This is a genomic window from Streptomyces sp. NPDC087263 (assembly GCF_044744645.1).
Classification (GTDB): Bacteria; Actinomycetota; Actinomycetes; order Streptomycetales; family Streptomycetaceae; genus Streptomyces.
This window is the reverse complement of the sequence record NZ_JBIUYT010000008.1, coordinates 458,594-473,933: the sequence shown is the minus strand read 5'-3', so window position 1 is coordinate 473,933 and position 15,340 is coordinate 458,594. Positions and strand designations below refer to the sequence as shown.

General features: G+C 69.2%; 14 protein-coding genes. 1 reads left to right on the top strand and 13 read right to left on the bottom strand.

Going from position 1 to position 15,340, the window contains the following annotated elements:
• Window positions 1–26 precede the first annotated feature (26 nt).
• The 13 genes from metK to pyrR all read right to left on the bottom strand — a co-directional run bounded on the left by metK (window position 27) and on the right by pyrR (window position 14,456).
• Window positions 27–1,235 carry a methionine adenosyltransferase gene (gene metK, locus ACIPC1_RS27250; protein WP_384389490.1) on the bottom strand — a complete coding sequence of 403 codons (1,209 nt, stop codon included), beginning with the start codon at window positions 1,233–1,235 and terminating at the stop codon, window positions 27–29.
• A gap of 351 nt (window positions 1,236–1,586) precedes the next feature.
• Window positions 1,587–2,789 (bottom strand): bifunctional phosphopantothenoylcysteine decarboxylase/phosphopantothenate--cysteine ligase CoaBC, encoded by a 1,203-nt coding sequence (coaBC, locus tag ACIPC1_RS27245; protein WP_402521322.1) that lies wholly within the window; start codon window positions 2,787–2,789, stop codon window positions 1,587–1,589.
• A gap of 148 nt (window positions 2,790–2,937) precedes the next feature.
• Complete coding sequence (rpoZ, locus tag ACIPC1_RS27240) at window positions 2,938–3,210, bottom strand: DNA-directed RNA polymerase subunit omega (protein WP_003982715.1); 273 nt, start codon at window positions 3,208–3,210, stop codon at window positions 2,938–2,940.
• Between the two features lie 36 nt (window positions 3,211–3,246).
• On the bottom strand, window positions 3,247–3,804 hold the full coding sequence (gene gmk / locus ACIPC1_RS27235; protein ID WP_384389496.1) for a guanylate kinase: 558 nt from the start codon (window positions 3,802–3,804) through the stop codon (window positions 3,247–3,249).
• A 37-nt stretch (window positions 3,805–3,841) separates the two neighbouring features.
• Window positions 3,842–4,165, bottom strand: a complete 324-nt coding sequence (locus tag ACIPC1_RS27230) for an integration host factor (protein ID WP_384389499.1) — start codon at window positions 4,163–4,165, stop codon at window positions 3,842–3,844.
• A gap of 309 nt (window positions 4,166–4,474) precedes the next feature.
• Window positions 4,475–5,317 (bottom strand): orotidine-5'-phosphate decarboxylase, encoded by an 843-nt coding sequence (gene pyrF, locus ACIPC1_RS27225; RefSeq protein ID WP_402521316.1) that lies wholly within the window; start codon window positions 5,315–5,317, stop codon window positions 4,475–4,477.
• Window positions 5,314–6,420, bottom strand: coding sequence for a quinone-dependent dihydroorotate dehydrogenase (locus ACIPC1_RS27220; RefSeq protein ID WP_402521313.1), 1,107 nt, complete (start codon window positions 6,418–6,420; stop codon window positions 5,314–5,316). Before ACIPC1_RS27220 ends, pyrF begins: the two co-directional genes overlap by 4 nt.
• Before the next feature lie 66 nt (window positions 6,421–6,486).
• Complete coding sequence (gene carB / locus ACIPC1_RS27215; protein ID WP_402521311.1) at window positions 6,487–9,795, bottom strand: carbamoyl-phosphate synthase large subunit; 3,309 nt, start codon at window positions 9,793–9,795, stop codon at window positions 6,487–6,489.
• Complete coding sequence (carA, locus tag ACIPC1_RS27210) at window positions 9,788–10,924, bottom strand: glutamine-hydrolyzing carbamoyl-phosphate synthase small subunit (protein WP_402521309.1); 1,137 nt, start codon at window positions 10,922–10,924, stop codon at window positions 9,788–9,790. The genes carB and carA overlap by 8 nt, the downstream gene beginning before the upstream one ends.
• Window positions 10,921–11,508 (bottom strand): hypothetical protein, encoded by a 588-nt coding sequence (locus ACIPC1_RS27205; protein ID WP_402521305.1) that lies wholly within the window; start codon window positions 11,506–11,508, stop codon window positions 10,921–10,923. Before ACIPC1_RS27205 ends, carA begins: the two co-directional genes overlap by 4 nt.
• Complete coding sequence (locus ACIPC1_RS27200) at window positions 11,505–12,791, bottom strand: dihydroorotase (RefSeq protein ID WP_402521301.1); 1,287 nt, start codon at window positions 12,789–12,791, stop codon at window positions 11,505–11,507. Before ACIPC1_RS27200 ends, ACIPC1_RS27205 begins: the two co-directional genes overlap by 4 nt.
• Window positions 12,792–12,795: 4 nt before the next feature.
• Window positions 12,796–13,773, bottom strand: a complete 978-nt coding sequence (locus ACIPC1_RS27195; protein WP_402521298.1) for an aspartate carbamoyltransferase catalytic subunit — start codon at window positions 13,771–13,773, stop codon at window positions 12,796–12,798.
• Window positions 13,774–13,865: 92 nt separating this feature from the next.
• Window positions 13,866–14,456 (bottom strand): bifunctional pyr operon transcriptional regulator/uracil phosphoribosyltransferase PyrR, encoded by a 591-nt coding sequence (gene pyrR, locus ACIPC1_RS27190; protein WP_402521296.1) that lies wholly within the window; start codon window positions 14,454–14,456, stop codon window positions 13,866–13,868.
• Between the two features lie 244 nt (window positions 14,457–14,700).
• Between pyrR and bldD the strand changes: the two genes are divergently transcribed.
• Complete coding sequence (gene bldD / locus ACIPC1_RS27185; RefSeq protein ID WP_067366005.1) at window positions 14,701–15,201, top strand: transcriptional regulator BldD; 501 nt, start codon at window positions 14,701–14,703, stop codon at window positions 15,199–15,201.
• The last annotated feature ends 139 nt before the right edge of the window (window positions 15,202–15,340 follow it).

Sequence of the window (15,340 nt, the reverse complement as noted above, 5' to 3'; positions counted from 1 at the left end):
GGCCGGGCCTCGCCGCACAACCAGCCTTACAGGCCAACAGCCTTGCGCAGCGCTTCCACACGGTCCGTCCGCTCCCATGTGAAGTCGGGCAGCTCGCGTCCGAAGTGGCCGTACGCGGCGGTCTGGGCGTAGATCGGGCGCAGCAGGTCGAGGTCGCGGATGATGGCCGCCGGGCGGAGGTCGAAGACCTCGGTGATGGCGGTCTCGATCTTCTCTGCGTCGACCTTGGCGGTGCCGAAGGTCTCGACGAAGAGGCCGACGGGCTCGGCCTTGCCGATGGCGTACGCGACCTGGACCTCGCAGCGGGTGGCGAGGCCCGCGGCGACGACGTTCTTGGCGACCCAGCGCATGGCGTACGCGGCGGAGCGGTCGACCTTGGACGGGTCCTTGCCCGAGAAGGCACCGCCGCCGTGGCGGGCCATGCCGCCGTACGTGTCAATGATGATCTTGCGGCCGGTCAGGCCGGCGTCGCCCATCGGGCCGCCGATCTCGAAGCGGCCCGTCGGGTTGACCAGGAGACGGTAGCCCTCGGTCTCCAGCTTGATGCCGTCGTCCAGGAGGGCCTTCAGCTCCGGCTCGACCACGAACTCGCGGATGTCGGGGGCCAGCAGCGATTCCAGGTCGATGTCCGACGCGTGCTGCGAGGAGACGACGACCGTGTCCAGACGGACCGCCTTGTCGCCGTCGTACTCGATGGTGACCTGGGTCTTGCCGTCGGGGCGCAGGTACGGGATCGTCCCGTTCTTGCGGACCTCGGAGAGGCGGCGCGCGAGGCGGTGCGCGAGGTGGATCGGGAGTGGCATCAGCGCGGGCGTCTCGTCCGTCGCGTAGCCGAACATCAGGCCCTGGTCGCCCGCGCCCTGCTTGTCGAGCTCGTCCTCATCGCCTTCAACCCGCTTCTCGTACGCCGTGTCGACGCCCTGCGCGATGTCGGGCGACTGCGAGCCGATGGACACCGAAACGCCACAGGACGCGCCGTCGAAGCCCTTCTTCGAGGAGTCGTACCCGATCTCGAGGATCTTGTCGCGGACGAGCTGCGCGATCGGCGCGTACGCCTTGGTGGTGACCTCTCCGGCCACGTGCACCAGGCCGGTCGTGATCAACGTTTCCACGGCGACCCTGGACTTCGGGTCCTCGCGCAGAAGCGCGTCGAGAATGGTGTCGCTGATCTGGTCAGCGATCTTGTCGGGGTGACCCTCGGTCACAGACTCCGAGGTGAACAGGCGACGGGACACAACGCTCCCTGAGGTTGCAGCGGCTGCTGGCTGATCATTGGTGGACGGCCGGGGGCTGCGCCCGGCGTCGTCCGCGAACAGTTTATCGGTCGCACTCGCCTATAGGCCCATCTGTCTCGCTTCGCGGAAGCGCTGTGACCTGCGGCACGGGCATTCTCCGCTATGACGCTCGGTCTCCGCCAGGGTCGCCACGCCCGTTTTTGCGCGTCTTGTGGCGCCTGTTGAGGCAATTGTGGCGTTCCCCCGTGGCTGAGATTTCACGTGACTGAGATGTTCCCCTTTCACCCGAACCGGGGCAACCACCTCCACTCGAACCGGGCCGCCACCATTACCCGAGCCGGGGCGCCACCATTACCCGAGCCTGGGCACCACCAGATCCCACACGATGTCGGCCAGCGCCTCCTTCGGCCCGTACGGCACCGGGGTCTCGCTGCCGTCGGCGCCGAGCACCACGGCCTCGTTCTCCTCGGCACCGAAGGTCTTCCGCTCCCCCACCTCGTTCACCACGAGGAGGTCGCAGCCCTTGCGCTCGAGTTTCGTACGTCCGTTGGCCAGTACGTCGTCCGTCTCGGCGGCGAAACCGACCACCACCTGGCCGGGACGGGGCCGGTCCGCCGAGATCTCGGCGAGGATGTCCGGGTTGCGGACCAGCACGATCGGGTCCGGCTCCCGGCCGTCCTTCTTCTTGATCTTTCCGGTCGCGTACGTCGCCGGGCGGAAGTCCGCCACGGCCGCGGCCATGACCACCGCATCGGCGTCCGGGGCCGCCTTCAGCACCGCCTCGCGCAGCTGCACGGCGGTTCCGACCTGTACGACGTCCACCCCGGCCGGGTCCGGCAGTCCGGTGTTGGCGGCGATCAGTGTGACCCTGGCGCCCCGCGCGGCCGCCGTACGGGCGAGGGCGTAGCCCTGCTTCCCGGAGGAGCGGTTGCCGAGGAAGCGGACGGGGTCGAGCGGCTCGCGGGTGCCGCCCGCGCTGACCACGACATGACGGCCGGCGAGATCCGGTTCGGCCACGCCCCGTGCGAGCACCCGTCGGCAGGCCTCGAAGATCTCCGAGGGGTCGGGCAACCGCCCCTTGCCGGTGTCGACGCCGGTCAGCCGCCCCACGGCCGGCTCGATGACGACGGCGCCCCTGCGGCGCAGCGTCGCCACGTTCTCCTGTGTCGCCGGGTGCTCCCACATCTCGGTGTGCATGGCGGGCGCGAAGACGACCGGGCAGCGGGCGGTGAGAAGGGTGTTCGTGAGGAGGTCGTCGGCGAGGCCGTGGGCCGCCTTGGCCAGCAGGTCGGCCGTCGCCGGGGCCACGACGACCAGGTCGGCGTGCTGGCCGATGCGGACGTGCGGCACCTCGTGGACGTCCGACCAGACCTCGGTGGCGACCGGTTGGCCGGAGAGGGCGGACCAGGTGGCGGCGCCGACGAAGTGCAGGGCGGACTCTGTCGGTACGACGCGTACGTCATGACCGGACTCGGTCAGCCTGCGCAGCAGCTCACAGGCCTTGTACGCGGCGATGCCACCGCTGACCCCCAGCACGACCTTGGGCTTGTCCACCGGGTCTCCCCACACTCGAGAACGTACGACGCCGAACGACTCGAGCCGAAAAATCCGAGCCGAACGACTCCATGACACACCACAGGCCCGACAGTCGCGCTGCCAGGCCTGGGATGACGAAGAACGATGAGAACGATGAAAACAACGGCTACTGAGCGGGGCCCTCAACGGCCTCGGACGTCAGCAGGCCCGCGTTGATCTCGCGCAGGGCGATAGAAAGCGGCTTCTCGTGGACGTGGGTGTCCACCAGGGGACCGACGTACTCAAGGAGACCCTCACCGAGCTGCGAGTAGTACGCGTTGATCTGGCGGGCGCGCTTGGCCGCGTAGATCACCAGGCTGTACTTCGAGTCGGTGGCCTCGAGGAGCTCGTCGATCGGAGGGTTGATGATGCCCTCGGGAGCGGTGATGGAAGAGGACACGCTCTGCCTTCCGAAAAGGGAAAAAGACCTGAAAGATCAAACAACTTCGACCAAGGCTAGCAGCTCACGCGCTACATCCTCGACGGAGGTGTTGACAAGGGTGACATCGAACTCGGTCTCGGCCGCCAGTTCGATCTTGGCGGCCTCCAGACGGCGCGCGATCACCTCGGGCGGTTCGGTGCCCCGGCCGGTGAGTCTGCGCACCAGTTCCTCCCAGGAGGGAGGGGCCAGGAACACGAGCAGGGCCTCCGGCATGGACTCGCGGACCTGTCGGGCGCCCTGGAGGTCGATCTCCAGGAGGACCGGCACACCCGTTTCCAGGTGCTCCAGAACAGCCGCACGCGGCGTCCCGTAACGGTTGCCGGCGAAGTCGGCCCACTCCAGCAGCTCACCGTTGGCGATCAGCTTGTCCATCTCCTCGTCACTGACGAAGAAGTAGTGGACTCCATGCTTCTCACCGGGGCGCGGCTTACGGGTCGTCGCCGACACCGAGAGCCAGACCTCGGGGTGTTCCTTGCGCATATGAGCGACGACCGTGCTCTTACCGACCCCTGAGGGGCCGGAGAGCACGGTCAGCCGCGGACGTTCACTCATGCAGCGATTATTCCAGCAATCACGGGGTGCCCAGAACTCAGGCGCCCGCGCCGCCGAACTCACGCTCCAAGGAGGCGATCTGGTTCGAACCGAGGCCGCGTACACGACGGCTCTCGGAGATCCCCAGTCGCTCCATGATCTGCTTGGCGCGGACCTTGCCCACGCCCGGCAGGGACTCCAGGAGAGCGGAGACCTTCATCTTGCCGATGACGTCATTCTCCTGGCCCTGCTTGATGACCTCGTGAAGGGAGGCGCCGGAGTGCTTGAGTCGATTCTTGACCTCGGCCCGCTCCCGGCGAGCCGCGGCGGCCTTTTCGAGCGCGGCTGAGCGCTGTTCAGGGGTAAGGGGCGGAAGAGCCACGCCTACGTCACCTCGGATGTCGAACTGTCGGATACGGACCGGTGAGGAACCTAGTCGCCCCACACCTGGGGAGCTACGAGCAACACGCTTGCCCGCTCCCTCTGCGTCGGAGACTAGCGGGCAAGTGCGCCAGAGTCAGCGAGAACAGCGGAAAAGTCCTGGTCAGCCTCTCCGGAGTCGAACATTTCCGACATATCGCCCCGGATTTGAGGATGTATTCAGGCTCGGCACCCTCCGAAGACCCTCGTCGGAGTGCCTCCGAGGCACCTAAACGCACTCCCAAGGACCGCCGCGAGGACTTCGGACGGCTCAGGCGCCCCCCACAGCGGCCCTGATCTCCTCCGCGAAGCCCTCAGCGACCTCCCGCAGCGCGACGACGTCGGGACCGTGACGCAGAACACCCCGGCTGACATTCGGGACGACATTGCGCACCGCCGCGCCGAAGGCACCCGCGAGATCGGCCGCGGTGGCCCCCTGAGCGCCGATCCCGGGCGCGAGGATCGGCCCGTTGATGTCCAGGTCGTACGAGGAGAGGTCGCCCAGCGTGGCGCCCACCACCGCACCGTAGGAGCCCAGAGGCGTCTCTCCCGCGTTCTCGGCGGCGAGGTGGGCCAGCATGGTCGCTCCGACGTTCCTGCCGTCCGCACGGACCGCGTACTGCACCTCGCCGCCCTCCGGGTTGGAGGTGAGCGCGAGGACGAAGAGACCGGCGCCGCTCTCGCGGGCCAGTTCGACGGCGGGCTTCAGCGAGCCGTACCCCAGGTACGGCGACACGGTCAGCGCGTCCGAGAACAGGGGCGCGTCCTTGCTCAGGAAGGTCTCCGCGTACGCGGCCATGGTCGAGCCGATGTCGCCGCGCTTGGCATCCATCACGACCAGCGCACCGGCCGCCCGCGCCTCCTCGACCGACCTCTCCAGGACGGCGATGCCGCGCGACCCAAAGCGCTCGAAGAACGCGCTCTGCGGCTTCAGGACGGCGACCCGGTCGGCCAGCGCCTCCACGACGGTGCGGCTGAAGCGTTCCAGGCCCGCGATGTCGTCGCTGAGGCCCCAGTCGGCGAGCAGCGAGGCGTGCGGGTCGATGCCGACGCACAGCGGACCACGGTCGTCCATGGCACGGCGAAGACGTGCACCGAAGGGTTCCAGGCTCATGCGGACTTCCTCACGTCGGCGCCGACGGCGTCGGCGAGAGTGGCGTACGGGCTCGTACGGAGGCGCGCGGCGAGCCCCTTGTGGATGGCGCGCCCCCAGAAGGGGCCCTCGTAGATGAAGGCGCTGTAGCCCTGGACCAGCGTGGCGCCGGCCAGGATGCGCTGCCAGGCGTCCTCGGCGTTCTCGATGCCGCCGACGCCCACCAGGGTGATGCGGTCGCCCACGCGCGCGTAGAGGCGGCGCAGCACCTCCAGGGAGCGCGATTTCAGCGGCGCTCCCGAGAGTCCGCCGGTCTCCTTGACCAGGGAGGGCTGGGACTTCAGACCGAGTCCCTCGCGCGCGATGGTGGTGTTCGTGGCGATGATTCCGTCCAGGCCGAGTTCGACGGCGAGGTCGGCGACCGCGTCGATGTCGTCGTCGGCGAGGTCGGGCGCGATCTTGACGAGGAGCGGCACCCGCCGGTCGGTGACCGCGCGGTCGGCGGCCGCACGGACGGCGCTCAGCAGTGGCCGCAGCGCCTCGGTGGCCTGGAGGTTGCGCAGGCCGGGGGTGTTCGGCGAGCTCACGTTGACCACGAGGTAGTCGGCGTGGCGGGCCAGCCGCTCGGTCGACTTCACGTAGTCACCGACGGCCTCCGCCTCGGGGACGGCCTTGGTCTTGCCGATGTTGACGCCGACGACGGTCCTGAAGACGGGCGTACGGGCCGCCAGGCGCTCGGAGACGGCCGCGGAGCCCTCGTTGTTGAACCCCATACGGTTGATCAGCGCCCGGTCCGGCACAAGCCGGAACAGCCGCTTCTTGGGGTTGCCGGGCTGCGGCTCCCCGGTGACGGTGCCGATCTCGATGTGGTCGAAGCCGAGCATCGACATCCCGTCGATGGCGACGGCGTTCTTGTCGAAGCCGGCGGCGAGCCCGAACGGGCCGTGCATCCGCAGCCCGAACGCCTCCGTGCGCAGTTCGTCGTAGCGGGGCGCGAGGGCAGCCGCGACGAAGGTGCGGAGCACCGGGATGCGGGCGGCGAGGCGGATCCAGCGGAAGGCCAGGTGGTGGGCCTGCTCCGGGTCCATCCGTTGGAAGACGAGCCGGAAGAAAATCCTGTACATGATCATGTCCTCATGAAGGGCCTCATGAAGAGGGGGACACCGTTTCCGGTGTCCCCCTCAGGGCTGCTAGTCGCGGCCCGCGGTCAGATGCTCGGCGTGTTCCTGCAATGAACGCACGCCCACGTCACCGCGGTTGAGTGCGTCGATGCCCTGGACGGCGGCGGCGAGCGCCTGAACCGTCGTCAGGCACGGGACGGACCGCGCCACGGCCGCCGTACGGATCTCGTAGCCGTCGAGGCGGCCGCCGGTGCCGTACGGCGTGTTGACGATGAGGTCGACCTGGCCGTCGTGGATGAGCTGGACGATGGTCTTCTCGCCGTTGGGACCCACGCCCTCGCTCTGCTTGCGCACGACCGTGGCGTTGAGGCCGTTGCGCCTGAGCACCTCGGCCGTACCGGATGTGGCGAGCAATTCGAAGCCGTGGGCGACCAGTTCACGCGCCGGGAAGATCATTGAGCGCTTGTCGCGGTTGGCGACGGAGATGAAGGCGCGGCCCCTGGTCGGCAGCGGACCGTACGCGCCCGCCTGGGACTTGGCGTACGCCGTGCCGAACACCGAGTCGATGCCCATGACTTCGCCGGTGGAGCGCATTTCCGGGCCGAGCACCGTGTCGACGCCGCGCCCGTGGATGTCGCGGAAGCGCGACCACGGCATGACGGCCTCCTTGACGGAGATCGGCGCGTCGAGCGGCAGCGTGCCGCCGTCACCGTTGGCGGGCAGCAGCCCCTCGGCCCGCAGTTCGGCGACGGTCGCGCCGAGCGAGATGCGGGCGGCGGCCTTCGCCAGCGGTACCGCGGTCGCCTTCGAGGTGAAGGGGACGGTGCGCGAGGCACGCGGGTTGGCTTCGAGGACGTACAGGATGTCCCCGGCCAGCGCGAACTGGATGTTGATGAGTCCGCGTACGCCAACGCCCTTGGCGATGGCCTCGGTCGAGGCTCGCAGCCGCTTGATGTCGAACCCGCCGAGGGTGATCGGCGGCAGCGCGCACGCCGAGTCGCCGGAGTGGATACCGGCCTCCTCGATGTGCTCCATGACGCCGCCGAGGTACAGCTCCTCGCCGTCGTACAGGGCGTCGACGTCGATCTCGATCGCGTCGTCGAGGAACCGGTCGACCAGCACCGGACGGGAGGGGCTGATCTCGGTCGACTCGGCGATGTAGGAGGACAGCCGTGTCTCGTCGTACACGATCTCCATGCCGCGTCCGCCGAGGACGTACGACGGCCGCACCAGGACGGGGTAGCCGATCTCGTCGGCGATGGCCTTGGCCCCGGCGAAGGTGGTGGCGGTGCCGTGCTTGGGAGCCGGCAGGCCGGCCTCCTCCAGGACCCGCCCGAAGGCGCCGCGGTCCTCGGCGGCGTGGATGGCCTCGGGCGAAGTGCCCACGATCGGGACGCCGTTGTCCTTGAGGGCCTGTGCCAGGCCCAGCGGGGTCTGGCCGCCGAGTTGCACGATCACGCCCGCGACCGGGCCGGCCAGCGTCTCCGCGTGGACGATCTCCAGCACGTCTTCCAGCGTCAGCGGCTCGAAGTAGAGGCGGTCGGAGGTGTCGTAGTCGGTCGACACCGTTTCCGGGTTGCAGTTGACCATCACGGTCTCGTAGCCCGCGTCGCTCAGCGCGAAGGAGGCGTGGACGCAGGAGTAGTCGAACTCGATGCCCTGGCCGATGCGGTTGGGTCCTGAGCCCAGGATGATGACCGCGGGCTTCACACGTGGGGCGACCTCGGTCTCCTCGTCGTAGGAGGAGTAGAAGTACGGCGTGTTGGCCGCGAACTCGGCGGCGCAGGTGTCGACCGTCTTGTAGACCGGACGGATGCCGAGCGCGTGCCGCACCTCGCGGACGACGTCCTCGCGCAGCCCGCGGATCTCACCGATCTGGACGTCGGAGAAGCCGTGCCGCTTGGCCTCGGCCAGCAGCTGGGGATCCAGCTTGTCGGCGGCCGCCAGCTCGTCCGCGGTCTCCTTGATCAGGAACAGCTGGTCCACGAACCACGGGTCGATCTTCGTCGACTCGAAGACCTCCTCGGGAGTGGCGCCCGCGCGGATGGCCTGCATGACGGAGTTGATACGCCCGTCGGTCGGCCGGGCCGCCTCTTCCAGCAGGAGAGCCTTGTCACCGGGCTCGCCCACGAACGTGAACTGCGAGCCCTTCTTCTCCAGCGAGCGCAGCGCCTTCTGGAGTGCCTCGGTGAAGTTGCGGCCGATCGCCATGGCCTCGCCGACCGACTTCATGGTCGTGGTGAGGGTGGAGTCGGCGCTCGGGAACTTCTCGAAGGCGAAGCGCGGGGCCTTGACGACGACGTAGTCGAGGGTCGGCTCGAAGGACGCCGGGGTCTTCTCCGTGATGTCGTTCGGGATCTCGTCGAGCGTGTAGCCGACGGCGAGCTTGGCCGCGATCTTGGCGATCGGGAAGCCGGTCGCCTTGGAGGCCAGGGCCGAGGAACGCGAGACACGCGGGTTCATCTCGATGACGATGATCCGGCCGTCCTCGGGGTTCACCGCGAACTGGATGTTGCAGCCGCCGGTGTCGACGCCGACCTCGCGGATGATCGCGATGCCGATGTCGCGCAGCCGCTGGTACTCGCGGTCGGTCAGCGTCATCGAGGGCGCGACGGTGATCGAGTCGCCGGTGTGCACGCCCATCGGGTCGAAGTTCTCGATGGAGCAGACGACCACGACGTTGTCGTGTCTGTCGCGCATCAGCTCCAGCTCGTACTCCTTCCAGCCGAGGATGGACTCCTCCAGGAGCACCTCGGTGGTCGGCGAAAGCGTGAGGCCCTGCCCCGCGATCCGGCGCAGCTCCTCCTCATCGTGCGCGAAGCCGGAGCCCGCGCCGCCCATGGTGAAGGAGGGCCGCACGACGACGGGGTAACCGCCCAGCGTCTCCACGCCCTTGAGGATGTCGTCCATGGAGTGGCAGATCACGGACAGGGCGGACTCGCCGTGCCCGATCTTGGCGCGGACGGCCTCGACGACCCCCTTGAAGAGCTCGCGGTCCTCGCCCTTGTTGATCGCCTCGACGTTGGCGCCGATCAGCTCGACGCCGTACTTCTCCAGGACACCCTGCTCGTGCATGGAGATGGCGGTGTTCAGGGCCGTCTGGCCGCCCAGGGTGGGCAGCAGCGCGTCCGGCCGCTCCTTGGCGATGATCTTCTCGACGAACTCCGGGGTGATCGGCTCGACATAGGTGGCGTCGGCGATCTCCGGGTCGGTCATGATCGTCGCCGGGTTGGAGTTGACGAGGATGACCCTGAGGCCCTCGGCGCGCAGGACGCGGCACGCCTGGGTGCCGGAGTAGTCGAACTCGGCGGCCTGGCCGATGACGATCGGGCCGGAGCCGATGACCAGGACGGACTGGATATCGGTGCGCTTAGGCACGCTGGCCCTCCATGAGCTCTACGAAGCGGTCGAACAGGTAGGCCGCGTCATGCGGGCCCGCCGCCGCCTCGGGGTGGTACTGGACGCTGAAGGCCGGCTGGTCGAGCAGCTGAAGCCCCTCGACGACCTGGTCGTTCAGGCAGACGTGGGAGACCTCGGCGCGGCCGTAGGGGGTGTCGGACACCTTGTCGAGCGGCGCGTCGACGGCGAAGCCGTGGTTGTGCGCGGTGACCTCGACCTTGCCGGTCGTACGGTCCTGCACCGGCTGGTTGATGCCGCGGTGGCCGTACTTCAGCTTGTACGTGCCGAAGCCGAGCGCGCGGCCCAGGATCTGGTTGCCGAAGCAGATGCCGAAGAGCGGGGTCTTGCGGGCCAGCACCGCCTTGACGACGCTCAGGTCCACGGTGGACGGGTCGCCCGGGCCGTTGGAGAGGAAGAAGCCGTCCGGATTCACCGCGTACACATCCTCGACCGTGGCGGTCGCGGGCAGCACGTGCACCTCGATGCCACGCTCGGCCATCCGGTGCGGGGTCATGCCCTTGATCCCCAGGTCCAGGGCGGCGACGGTGAAGCGCTTCGCACCGATCGCCGGGACGACATACGACTCCTTGGTGGCGACCTCCTCGGAGAGGCTGGCGCCGACCATCTCAGGGGCCTGCCGCACCTCCGCGAGCATGGTGCCCTCGTCAGGCAGCGCGTTGCCGGAGAAGATGCCGACGCGCATGGCGCCGCGCTCACGCAGGTGGCGGGTCAGGGCACGGGTGTCGATGCCGCTGATGCCGACGACACCCTGGTTGCGCAGTTCCTCGTCCAGCGAGCGCCGGGAGCGCCAGTTGGAGGACACGCGCGCGGGATCCCGTACGACATAACCGGCGACCCAGATCCGCTGCGACTCCGGGTCCTCGTCGTTCACGCCGGTGTTGCCGACGTGCGGGGAGGTCATCACGACGACCTGGCGGTGGTACGACGGGTCGGTGAGGGTCTCCTGGTAGCCGGTCATGCCGGTGGAGAACACCGCTTCGCCGAAGGTCTCCCCCACGGCCCCGTAGGCACGGCCGCGGAAGACCCGGCCGTCCTCCAGGACGAGTACGGCGGGAACCTTCACGGTTCCCTTGGTGGAGGTCGTCATCGTGCGCCTTCCGTGTCGTTGCTCATGTCGCCCTTGTGGCTCTTGTCGATCATGTCGTTCAGGGTGTCGACCCATTCGTTGTGCTCGGCCGCGCGGTCGGAGCGGAACCCCGAGTCGATCAGCCGGTCGCCGTGCGCCCAGGTGACGACGAGCAGGCCGCCCTCGGTGAGGACCTTGCCCGCGATGCCCTTGTCCAGCCTGGCCTCGCGGAGCTGCGCGGCCGGGACGAAGAAGTCGGCCGCTCCCGGGCGTACGACGTCAAGGCCCGCGTCCGTCAGCGTGAGCTCGACCCTGCTGCGGGTGCCCAGGCCGTGCGCGACGATGCGGTCCAGCCACTGCCCGGCGGTGGTGGAGCCGTGGTAGCGACCGGTCAGTTCAAGTCTCACCGGACCGAGGTCCGACGGCGCGGTGGGCAGCTCGGGCAGGTCGCCCTGGAGGGTGCCGCGCCACTTCCAGCCCTCGCGCATCAGCCAGTAGAGGAGCGCGACGAAGAGGGCGAGTCCGACGAGCCAGCCGACGCGGGCGGCCCAGTCGGTCACTTCCGCCGACTTCTGTTCGGCGGCGATCATCATCTGAGGTGTCACGCGAGCTTCCCGTCCACGAGGGTGGCCTTGCCCCGGAGCCAGGTGTGCGTGACACGGCCCGGCAGCTCACGGCCCTCGTACGGGGTGTTGCGGCTGCGCGAGGCGAAGCCCGCGGGGTCCACGGTCCCACGGTATTCCGTGTCGACCAGCGTGAGGTTGGCGGGCTCACCTGCCGAGACGGGACGGCCGTGACCGGTGGCCCGGCCGATCTCGGCGGGCTTGGCGGACATCCGGTCCGCGACGCCGGCCCAGTCGAGCAGTCCGGTCTCGACCATCGTCTGCTGGACGACGGACAGCGCGGTTTCGAGCCCCACCATGCCCATGGCGGCCGCGGCCCACTCGCAGTCCTTGTCCTCGTGCGGGTGCGGGGCGTGGTCGGTGGCGACGATGTCGATCGTGCCGTCGGCGAGCGCCTGCCGCAGAGCCAGCACGTCACGCTCGGTGCGAAGCGGCGGGTTGACCTTGTAGACCGGGTTGTACGTGCGCGCCAACTCGTCGGTAAGGAGCAGGTGGTGCGGGGTGACCTCGGCGGTGACGTCGATGCCGCGGGACTTGGCCCAGCGGACGATCTCGACGGATCCGGCGGTCGACAGGTGGCAGATGTGGACGCGGGAGCCGACGTGCTCGGCGAGCAGGACGTCCCGGGCGATGATCGACTCCTCGGCCACCGCCGGCCAGCCGCCGAGCCCCAGTTCGGCGGAGACGACGCCCTCGTTCATCTGGGCGCCCTCGGTCAGCCGCGGCTCCTGCGCGTGCTGCGCCACGACCCCGCCGAAGGCCTTCACGTACTCCAGCGCCCGGCGCATGATCACCGCGTCGTCCACGCACTTGCCGTCGTCCGAGAAGACCGTGACCCCGGCGGCGGACTCGTGCATGGCGCCCAGTTCGGCGAGCTTCTTGCCCTCCAGGCCGACGGTGACGGCGCCGATGGGCTGTACGTCGCAGTAGCCATGCTCCTGGCCGAGTCGGTAGACCTGCTCGACGACGCCGGCGGTGTCGGCTACCGGGAAGGTGTTGGCCATGGCGAACACGGCGGTGTAGCCGCCGCTCGCCGCCGCCCGCGTGCCGGTCAGCACGGTCTCGGAGTCCTCGCGGCCCGGCTCACGCAGATGGGTGTGCAGATCGACGAGCCCCGGCAGCAGCACCTTGCCCTCGGCCTCGACCACCTCCGCGCCCTCGTCGGAGAGCCCGGTGCCGACCGCCTCGATGACCGGGCCGTCGACGAGTACGTCCTGCGGCTCGCCGCCGAGCACCCGCGCCCCGCGGATAAGGATCTTGCTCATGTGCTTACTTCTCCTCGGTACGGGTGTGGGTGACGGCGGGCTCGTTGCCGCCAAGGAGCAGGTACAGGACGGCCATTCGGATCGAGACGCCGTTGGTGACCTGCTCGACGACGGTGCAGCGGTCCGAGTCGGCGACCTCGGCGGTGATCTCCATGCCGCGGACCATGGGGCCGGGGTGCATCACGATGGCGTGCTCCGTCATCCGCGCCATGCGGTCTCCGTCCAGGCCGTAGCGCCGCGAGTACTCGCGCTCGGTCGGGAAGAACGCCGCGTTCATCCGCTCGCGCTGCACACGCAGCAGCATGACGGCATCGGACTTGGAGAGCGTGCTGTCCAGGTCGTACGAGACCTCGCAGGGCCAGGCCTCGACGCCGACCGGCACCAGGGTGGGCGGGGCGACCAGGGTGACCTCGGCGCCGAGGGTGTGCAGCAGGTCGACGTTGGAGCGGGCGACGCGGCTGTGCAGGATGTCGCCGACGAGCGTGATCCGCTTGCCGGCCAGGTCCTGCCCTATCCCCGCGTCCCGCCCGACGAGCCGACGGCGCATGGTGAAGGCGTCGAGCAGGGCCTGGGTGGGGTGCTGGTGGGTGCCGTCACCGGCGTTGATGACGACCGCGTCGATCCAGCCGGACGTCGCGAGCCGGTAGGGGGCTCCGGAGGCGCCGTGCCGGATGACGACGGCGTCGACGCCCATGGCTTCGAGTGTCTGGGCGGTGTCCTTGAGGGACTCGCCCTTGGAGACGCTCGACCCCTTGGCCGTGAAGTTGATGACGTCCGCGGAGAGACGCTTCTCGGCGGCTTCGAAGGAGATCCGGGTCCGGGTCGAGTCCTCGAAGAAGAGGTTGACGACGGTGCGGCCGCGCAGGGTCGGCAGCTTCTTGATCGGCCGGTCGGCGACCCGGGCCATCTCCTCGGCGGTGTCGAGGATCAGGACGGCGTCGTCGCGGGTGAGGTCGGCGGCCGAGATGAGATGACGCTGCATCTTTCAGGCTCCGTAAGGAAGTTCAGTTCGCGGGAGATTTCGGGCGCGCGGCTGTGCGAGGGCGTACGAAAGGGACGTACGCCTGCGCGTGGCTACTGCTCGCCGCCCGTGGAGGTCCGCTTCGCACCGAGCAGCACGGTGTCGCGACCGTCCTCCTCGGCGAGCTGGACCTTGACCGTCTCCCGCAACGACGTGGGGAGGTTCTTGCCGACGTAGTCGGCGCGGATGGGCAGTTCACGGTGACCGCGGTCGACGAGAACCGCGAGCTGCACGGCGCGCGGGCGGCCGATGTCGTTCAGCGCGTCGAGCGCCGCGCGGATCGTGCGGCCGGAGAAGAGCACGTCGTCGACGAGGACGACCAGGCGGCCGTCGATGCCGTCGGCGGGGATCTCGGTGCGGGCCAGCGCGCGCGGCGGATGCATGCGCAGGTCGTCGCGGTACATGGTGATGTCGAGGGAGCCGACCGGGATCTTGCGGCCGGTGATCTCCGCCAGCTTCACGGCGAGCCGCCGGGCGAGGAAGACGCCCCGGGTCGGGATGCCGAGAAGCACCACGTCGTCGGCGCCCTTGGCGCGCTCGACGATCTCGTGGGCGATGCGGGTCAGCACCCGCGCGATGTCGGGGCCTTCGAGAACGGGCCGCGCATCGGTCTCGTACTGCTGCTTGTCATGCTCGGTGTCCATAGGAAACGGACCTCCTTCTCCGCCTCACGGGACGGATCATTAAAGGACGTCGGAATTGCGCCATCCACGCTACCAGCCCGGCAACGCGCCTGATCACCCCCCTTCAAGCCATGGCCGGTGACTCCCACAGAAGGGTCGGTCCGGACCATTCGGCTTGACGGGGGAGAGTAACGCTGCGTAACCTCACAGTGAGTCACCAGCCGCGCGGCCGAGCCGCACGTTGATACAGCGTCCGGGGAGCTATATGTCCAGCGAATACGCCAAACAGCTCGGGGCCAAGCTCCGGGCCATCCGCACCCAGCAGGGCCTTTCCCTCCACGGCGTCGAGGAGAAGTCCCAGGGACGCTGGAAGGCGGTCGTGGTCGGTTCGTACGAGCGCGGAGACCGCGCCGTCACCGTGCAGCGTCTTGCCGAGCTCGCGGACTTCTACGGGGTTCCGGTGCAGGAGCTGCTGCCGGGCACCACTCCGGGCGGGGCCGCCGAGCCGCCGCCGAAGCTGGTCCTGGACCTTGAGCGCCTGGCCCACGTGCCGGCCGAGAAGGCAGGCCCCCTGCAGCGCTACGCGGCGACGATCCAGTCGCAGCGCGGTGACTACAACGGCAAGGTGCTGTCGATCCGCCAGGACGACCTGCGCACGCTCGCCGTCATCTACGACCAGTCGCCCTCGGTCCTCACCGAGCAGCTCATCAGCTGGGGCGTCCTGGACGCGGATGCGCGCCGCGCCGTCTCCCACGACGAGGGCTGATCCCAACCGACACTTGAGCAGAAACGTGGCGCCCGGGGGGGGGGGAAACAAACATTAGGGCCCCCCCCGGGCGGGTTTGGGGGCCCCGGGCGGGGGGGGGGGGCCGGGGGGGGCCCCCCTGCCGCGGGGGCCCCCGCGC